General features: G+C 54.2%; 7 protein-coding genes and 1 tRNA gene. 1 reads left to right on the top strand and 7 read right to left on the bottom strand.

Annotation, left to right across the window (positions count from 1 at the left end; genetic code table 11):
- Positions 1–153 precede the first annotated feature (153 nt).
- The 7 genes from JCM12178_RS16260 to JCM12178_RS16230 all read right to left on the bottom strand — a co-directional run bounded on the left by JCM12178_RS16260 (position 154) and on the right by JCM12178_RS16230 (position 4,842).
- On the bottom strand, positions 154–360 hold the full coding sequence (locus tag JCM12178_RS16260) for a hypothetical protein (RefSeq protein WP_157054971.1): 207 nt from the start codon (positions 358–360) through the stop codon (positions 154–156).
- 155 nt (positions 361–515) lie between these two features.
- On the bottom strand, positions 516–1,307 hold the full coding sequence (locus JCM12178_RS16255; RefSeq protein ID WP_054652938.1) for a substrate-binding periplasmic protein: 792 nt from the start codon (positions 1,305–1,307) through the stop codon (positions 516–518).
- A 56-nt stretch (positions 1,308–1,363) separates the two neighbouring features.
- Entirely contained in the window at positions 1,364–2,212 is an 849-nt protein-coding gene (locus tag JCM12178_RS16250) for a substrate-binding periplasmic protein (protein WP_083466005.1), read from the bottom strand.
- 623 nt (positions 2,213–2,835) lie between these two features.
- Positions 2,836–2,922 (bottom strand) — tRNA-Leu (locus JCM12178_RS16245).
- 64 nt (positions 2,923–2,986) lie between these two features.
- A complete protein-coding gene (locus tag JCM12178_RS16240; protein ID WP_054652934.1) occupies positions 2,987–3,325 on the bottom strand; it encodes a tRNA-binding protein in 339 nt (112 codons plus the stop codon).
- A gap of 61 nt (positions 3,326–3,386) precedes the next feature.
- Positions 3,387–3,869 (bottom strand): 4Fe-4S ferredoxin, encoded by a 483-nt coding sequence (locus JCM12178_RS18490; protein WP_157054969.1) that lies wholly within the window; start codon positions 3,867–3,869, stop codon positions 3,387–3,389.
- Positions 3,862–4,842 carry a 4Fe-4S dicluster domain-containing protein gene (locus JCM12178_RS16230; RefSeq protein ID WP_054652932.1) on the bottom strand — a complete coding sequence of 327 codons (981 nt, stop codon included), beginning with the start codon at positions 4,840–4,842 and terminating at the stop codon, positions 3,862–3,864. The genes JCM12178_RS18490 and JCM12178_RS16230 overlap by 8 nt, the downstream gene beginning before the upstream one ends.
- A 455-nt stretch (positions 4,843–5,297) precedes the next feature.
- Here JCM12178_RS16230 and JCM12178_RS16225 point away from each other — a divergent pair, with 455 nt between their 5' ends.
- Positions 5,298–6,611: a citrate synthase gene (locus tag JCM12178_RS16225; protein ID WP_054652941.1), complete on the top strand. Its 1,314-nt coding sequence runs from the start codon at positions 5,298–5,300 to the stop codon at positions 6,609–6,611.
- Positions 6,612–7,124: the final 513 nt, after the last annotated feature.

The raw sequence follows: 7,124 nt of genomic DNA, 5'->3' as shown, positions 1-7,124 counted from the left end.
CCCGCCGGAGGCTATGTATAAACGAGCAAGGGCCAGGAGCGTTTTTATTAATGCCCATGAAAAAGGCCGTGACACAGGATATCACGACCTTTTCATCGCCCGTCGGTTTCGGGCTGATGTGAGAGCTTCGTTGTTATCTGTTTGCCGGAAACATCAGTACCAAGCTATCCAAAAAACGCCTTTGTTCTGAAAAAGCAGTAGAAGTCGTTGCTTTCGGCAAACAGGAACGGATGGTTCTTTTCCAGCCGCCTTGCCAAGCGGGTTGCCGGCCGGCATCCGGACTTCAACGTACTTCTCTATTGCCATCAGCAAAGCGATGACGGCGAAGCTGAACACAGCAAGTACAAACACTAACTGCATTGACATATGGGCCACCTCCTTAAAGGGCTTATTTGGAGGGTACGCCCAATGAAACCATAGTCAATAGGCCTTGATCTTATTAATTATTTCACAAAACCACATCAGAGGTCGACATGGGGAAGGGTTGGAGGAAACACGGCCTGTGCTTGCGTGGCCTACTGCACATAGCTTTGCAGAATACGCGTAATTGTTCCGTCAGCCTTCATTGAACCAATGACCTCATCAAAAGCCTTGATGAAACGCTGCTTGTAGCTGGCATCATACAGGATCGGGTATGCTACAAACCCTTGCTCCATTCTAATGGTCGCGCCCTCGTTGATCTTGCCAGAGTAGCGGAACTGTCCGTCATCCTGCTTCTTGAGGGTCCATAGTACAGCGATGCGATCGTTCATGTAGCAATCAATGCGCCCTTCAAGCAGTTTGCGGATATTGATCTTTGTTCCCGCGCCCTCTTCGACCCGGACTTTTCCCTCCATTGCCGCTTGCTCGAAGGCTGGGCCACCAGTTGAAAATGACAGATTCTTGCCGATTTTCAGCCCAAAGTAATCATCAGGCCAGACAGGACGCGGGGCTGCAAGCACTTCGTTGTTGCAGAAAACAGCGGTTACTTCATCGAGAATCGGGACGGAATACCGGCCCAGATATTCCCTTTCGATCGGCCTGTAGTAGGGAGGAAACACCGCAAATGCTTCTCCGCGTTCGGCCATTTGCAGCAGACGACGCCATGGTCGAAGCCGTATTTCAAGGGAAAAACCGGACAAACGCGCCGCGGCCTCCCGGATGATTTCTGGATAGATGCCTTTGACCGCACCGTCCTCCTCATAGCTGTATGGCGGATATGAATTGTCGCCATATAAAGTGACAACTGTGTTCTCCGCGAAAACCGGAACACTGGAAAAGACCCAAAAAAAGAGCATGCCCAGCAGGAGTGAGATTTGGTGTCGCAATGCTTATCCTCTTTCATCGCCCGGGGGAGAGGATTCCCCTCCCCCGGTTTCGAAGTCTATTTTGCGAATTCCTTGACGATGGCATCCACTTCGCCAGAGGCCTTCATCTTCTCCAGCAGCTTGTTGAACTTGGCCGCAAAGTCAGCGGCTTCCGTCCTTTTTGAGGAAAAACCTATGTACCCTTCTTCACCGCTGATTATTTGGCTTTCGACCACTGCGCCAGCATCAACCCCCCCCTGCGAGGCCAATTGCTTCAGGGTCCAAAGGATAGCCTGCTTGTCGTTGATGTAGCAATCCACCCTGCCTGAAGCCAGCTTCTTGAGGTTCGTGTCCGTGCTCTTGGACTCCTCCATTTTGATTTTACCGCTCTCAACGGCCTCCAAGAAAACCTTTCCGCCGGAAGCGAAGCCGGTGTTGTTGGCGAAAGTGAGCCCATAGTAATCAGCAGGGAAGTTCGCTCTGGGCTTGTCCATGACCTTCTTGTTACAAAAAACGGCCACCTCTTCCTTGATGATCGGATCGGAATACGGCTTCAGCCACGGGCGCTTTTCCGGGCGATAATATGGTGGAACGATGCCGAGCACCTCTCCTTTTTCTACTAGCGCCAAGCCTCTTTTCCATGGCACCAGCTTGAACTCCACATCATAGCCTTCCATCTGCGGGAAAATCTTTTGCAGAATCCGGACATAAATCCCGTCCATTTTTCCGCCGTTATCGAACGAATACGGCGGATATTCTGAGTCCCCGACGATGACCACTTTCTGCGCGGCCACGGCTGAAACGGCAAAAACCAAAGACATTACCATGGCTGCCAGAATAACGAAGAGTCTTTTTTCCATGCTACACTCCTTTTGAATTTGATACCCGAAGGCACATTCTGTGCTTTTCGGACACTTCTTGAGCATCACCACAATGGCGCAGGAACGCGCATGGCCATATTATTTTTTTTTGTAAAAGCGGCTCTGGACCAATTACTACATAAATTGAAACGTGTTATCCTTACTTGCTGCAAACCAAAAACGAACGCATTCTTCCAGAAGGCACACTACATAATCACAACATGCTACAGAAATCCCTTAACAATAAACAAATACATTCAAAAACACACTCACTAGAACTTTTCTCATATTGCGATCATCATAAACGCCCACACGCTTTCAGAAACACACCAAAACACGATCTGAAACCCTTCAACGCTGCCAAAGCATCATGTCAAAGGCAATCACGCCAACCTTAGACCGAAAAGACTAACGCATAAGAATTAAATGACATTCGAATACACAAAGGAGCATGTACTCCTGCAACCCGGACATGCCTGGGCACACAGTGTCGCAGAATAAAACTATAGCTTTCTTGAATGAGGCTTTTCATTCAAGAAGCAAGAACGCTAGAGTTGCTCAGTATGTATAGAGATTTCAGGCGGGGGAAGGCTGACCACTTGCGCAAAAAACGCAGAAGCCTCGTCACGATTCGGGACTGCGCCCAAAAAAAGGTTGCGGCATTTGCCACAACCTTTTTGCATTCAATCTGGTGCCGAAGAGAAGACTCGAACTTCCACGGGATTGCTCCCACATGAACCTGAATCATGCGTGTCTACCAATTCCACCACTTCGGCACGCGGAGAATGTGTTTATATCGTCACCGTATGGAATGCAAGCGTTTGCAAAAACCGGCTTTATTCAACAGAGCTTCGTCCCATTTGGGACCGGGCGTTCGGGTTGAACCAGCACCACGTCGCCGTTCTCATCATGCAGTCCGGTCACAAGGCATTCAGAGCGGATCGGCCCGATCTGCTTGGGCGGGAAATTGACCACGGCAACGACCTGTCGGCCCACCAGTTCCTCTCTATCATAGTGCCCTGTGATCTGCGCGCTGGACTTGCGGGTGCCGATCTCCGGTCCGAAGTCGACCCACAGCTTGTATGCCGGACGCCGCGCCTCCGGGAAATCCTCCACTCGCACCACGGTTCCGCAGCGCAGCTCCACCTTCTCGAAATCATTCCAGTCTATGGTTTCCATTCGTACCCTCCGGCAGAGGACATTAACCGCTCGCCGGGCCGCTGTCTTGTAAGAATTTGCCCTATCGACGATTCCTCGTGCTGCCACGAAGGCTGGCATAAGCCCGAGATCCCGAAAAACGCGCGGCAAGCGCGGCGATCCCGAGAGCTCCCGCAAGGCCGAGATGGCCGAGATCGAGCAGCATGGTTTCCAACGGGCCAAACGCCGCATCCGGCAGATTCTTGTACATCCGGGCAGCCCCGGTAAGGATAAGCGCCGTCACGATTGCCAAACGGACAATGCCGCTGCGCGACAACCGGAACCGATTCCGCCAGCCTGCAAACCACCTTCCGACCAAATAGCCGGACAGCGCCATGAGCCCGATGGCCGCGACATAGTGCAGCACATGGGTCAGGTAGTAGTCTCCGGTCCAGCCCAGCCCCGGAACCATGGTGACGTAGTAGCGCTTGGCGAGCGGCATCTGAAGCATTCCCGTCACGGCAAGGACGGCCACAAGCAGGATGAACACCCTGCCGATCCAAGGGGATACAGGTGTCCTATTCATCGTCATCACCTCCGTCGGCCAGCAGTTTCGCCCCGATGCCCAGCGCCCCGGCAACCAGCCCGGCAAACGGGGCTACAAGCGCGGCCTCGGTCAGGTTGTTGGCCTCGGCCATGCTATCGGCCACCGGCTTGAGATGCGGCCTGCCGGGACCTTTGTCAGCAGCCGCGTCCAACAGCTCGAACGGCACCGGCGAGACATACAGCGTATTGGTGCCGCCGTTTTCGTTTTCACCATATATGAAGCCGTTCATGGAGTCGGCCAGCTCATGGGCCTTCCGCACGATCTCGTCACGCGGGCCGATGATCTGCACGTCCTCGGGACACGCCTCAATGCATCCGGGCAGCTCGCCCTCGGCAATGCGGGCGCGGCAGCGGTCACATTTGTACATGACCCCGTTGCCCGCAAAGTTCGGCAACAGATGCCGATACAGCCCCACCCCGGTCTGGCGCTGGGGCACGTTCCAAGGGCAGACGGAACGGCACTTGGAGCCGCCCATGCACACCTGATCGTTGATGAAGGTGATGCCCTGCTCATCGGTTCCGCACGCCCCGAAGGGACACAGGTTCGCACACGGCGCGTTTTGGCAGTGCATGCAGCGGCGCGGAATGTTGAGCTCGTACTCGCGACCTTCATACTCCACTGCCGAAGTCTGAATGAACAACCAGTTATAGGGGGTCAGCCGATCGTCCACGTCACGACGGTCCGACCAGTCCGCCACCTTGACGCGGCCCGTTGGATACATGGTCGGATACGGCTTTTTCGGCTCCGGGTATCTGTCAGCATTGACGTCGCGGCAAGCGTACACGCACTCTCCACAGGCGATGCATTTGGAGATGTCCAGTAGCGTTGCCAGCTCCACTCCCTTGCGCGCCGCCCTGACGGTTCCCGGCAGCATGGCAGCCGCCCCGCCAATGCCAACGGCCTTGAGGAATTTACGCCTGTTCAACCCGGCTTGCTTGTGCTTTTTGCTCATACATTCACTCCGAAAAACCAATCTGACGATCGGAAATGGACTTTTTGGTTCCCTGAAAGTTCATAACGAATAATTTCCACTTCATCATCACCTAGCAGTAACACCTGATAATGAAATTGATCCCGATCAACATACCTGAAAATTATTATTTTCCCCGCTAGGCATCACTACGACACCAAACACCGGAGACAAACCACATAATCGTCAATTATCGACTTTCTACGCCGAATTTAATGCGGCAAAAATCCGCCTATTTACGTTTTTGTCACACCGTCGAAAAAGTTGGGCTTTACTTTTACGGGCTTTTTGCTAACATTCTCCCGTGCGGCGGAAGCATCCTCATCGCCCGCCGACCCAACCTCGCGCCCCGCCGGACCCATCCTTTTTTCAGGGACCGTTACCTCAAGACCGACCGGCAGGGCGACCCCGACGACTCATGGACGCAGGAGAATATCATGCTCAAAGACAACGACAAGGTTTCCACCAAAACCGCGTACCTCATCCTCGACGGCACCACCTATGAGCTGCCCGTAATCGTGGGCAGCGAAAACGAACACGCCATCGACATCAGGAACCTGCGCCAGGAATCCGGCCACATTACCTATGACCCGGGTTACGGGAATACCGGTTCCTGCGACAGCGCAATCACCTTCGTCAACGGCGAAGAAGGCGCACTGCACTATCGCGGCTACCCCATAGAAGAAATCGCCAAAAACGGCTCGTTCATCGAAACCGCCTGGCTGCTCATCTTCGGCGAACTGCCCACCAAAGGACAGCGCCAGCGCTTCCGGAAACTGCTCACCGAAAACGAACTGCTGCACGAGGACCTGCGCCACCACTTCGAAGGCTTCCCCTCCAACGGCCACCCCATGGCCATCCTCTCCGCAGTCGTAAACTCCATGGGATGCTACGACCCGGACCTGCTCGACATCGAAACCAAACAGGAATTCGTGCTCGCATCGGCCAAGGTCATCAGTAAAGTCAGAACCATCGCGGCATGGGCCTACCGCAAGTCCAAAGGGCTGCCCTTCATGTACCCGGACCCGGAGCTCTCCTACTGCAAGAACTTCCTGCACATGATGTTCTCCGAACCCTACCGGCTCTACGAACCAAGCCCCGAAGAAGTCCGGGCCCTCAGCCTCTTCTTCACCCTGCACGCAGACCATGAGCAGAACTGCTCCTGCTCCACCGTACGCATGGTCCAGTCCACAGAAGCCAACCTCTTCGCCTCCGTCTCCGCAGGCATCTGCGCCCTCTGGGGAAGACTCCACGGCGGCGCAAACTCCGCCGTCATCCACATGCTCGAAGATATCCGCGACGGCAAAGAAGACATCAAAGGCTACCTCGAAAAAGTAAAACGCAAAGAAACCCGACTCATGGGCTTCGGACACCGCATCTACAAAAGCTTCGACCCGCGCGCCCGCATCCTCCAGCAAGCCGCGCACGACCTGCTCGACGCCAAAGGCTCCGACGACGAACTGCTCGAAATCGCCATGGAACTCTCACAGGAAGCCCAGTCAGACGAATACTTCACCAGCAGAAGCCTCTACCCCAACGTCGACTTCTACTCCGGCATCATCCTGCGGTCACTGAACATCCCCGTCGACATGTTCCCCGTCATGTTCGCCATCGGCCGCATGCCCGGCTGGATCGCCCACTGGTACGAAGCACATAAATCAGGCGTGGATAAAATCCACAGACCAAGACAAATCTACGTCGGAGAACGCAGAAGACCCTACGTCCTCTTCGACGAACGAAACGGTAAATAGAAACAGGGCCGGATGAGCGATCATCCGGCCCTTTCCTTTTGCTCCTCCGGCGGGCAGGGCGCTGCCCTGCACCCGCCAAAGGGGATAATCCCCTTTGGAATCCTTGGTTGCCAGACAGCTTGAATCGCCCTGAGAAATGCACTGCGTGACATTTCTCAGGGCGATTCAAGCTGTCTGGCAGGGCTTAGGGGTTTTCGGGTTCAGGCTGCTGAGTGAACAGGGAGAAAAAACAGAACCATCCTCTTGAAAACAAATAACCTATTTTATTTGTGAGAAGTCCCATAAGACTCTCCGGGAAAGCATCCGCACAGCATTAACCAAAGTCTGTCTTATCCCCTGACCCGCTTATTCGTCATATCTTCCACGAAGCCAAATCATCTCAACCGGACCAACGCTCAAGCTGACCACAGCCCTCATCCGGACAATTGACCAACAGCGTGGGCAACGCCCAACCAGGAGTTTTTTACGGAGGGGAGATGGGATGGGGAGTCTGAGGGGAAGGGAAGAGGGGGA

It is taken from the genome of Salidesulfovibrio brasiliensis JCM 12178, assembly GCF_001311825.1.
Taxonomy (GTDB): Bacteria; Desulfobacterota; Desulfovibrionia; order Desulfovibrionales; family Desulfovibrionaceae; genus Pseudodesulfovibrio; species Pseudodesulfovibrio brasiliensis.
This window is presented reverse-complemented; position numbering and strand designations above follow the sequence as displayed.

Excerpts from the sequence above, each read along its gene's own strand:
- JCM12178_RS16250 (WP_083466005.1), bottom strand. The coding sequence starts at position 2,212 with ATGCTCAAGAAGTGTCCGAAAAGCACAGAATGTGCCTTCGGGTATCAA.
- JCM12178_RS16260 (WP_157054971.1), bottom strand. The coding sequence starts at position 360 with ATGCAGTTAGTGTTTGTACTTGCTGTGTTCAGCTTCGCCGTCATCGCT.
- JCM12178_RS18490 (WP_157054969.1), bottom strand. The coding sequence starts at position 3,869 with ATGAATAGGACACCTGTATCCCCTTGGATCGGCAGGGTGTTCATCCTG.
- JCM12178_RS16240 (WP_054652934.1), bottom strand. The coding sequence starts at position 3,325 with ATGGAAACCATAGACTGGAATGATTTCGAGAAGGTGGAGCTGCGCTGC.
- JCM12178_RS16225 (WP_054652941.1), top strand. The coding sequence starts at position 5,298 with ATGCTCAAAGACAACGACAAGGTTTCCACCAAAACCGCGTACCTCATC.
- JCM12178_RS16230 (WP_054652932.1), bottom strand. The coding sequence starts at position 4,842 with ATGAGCAAAAAGCACAAGCAAGCCGGGTTGAACAGGCGTAAATTCCTC.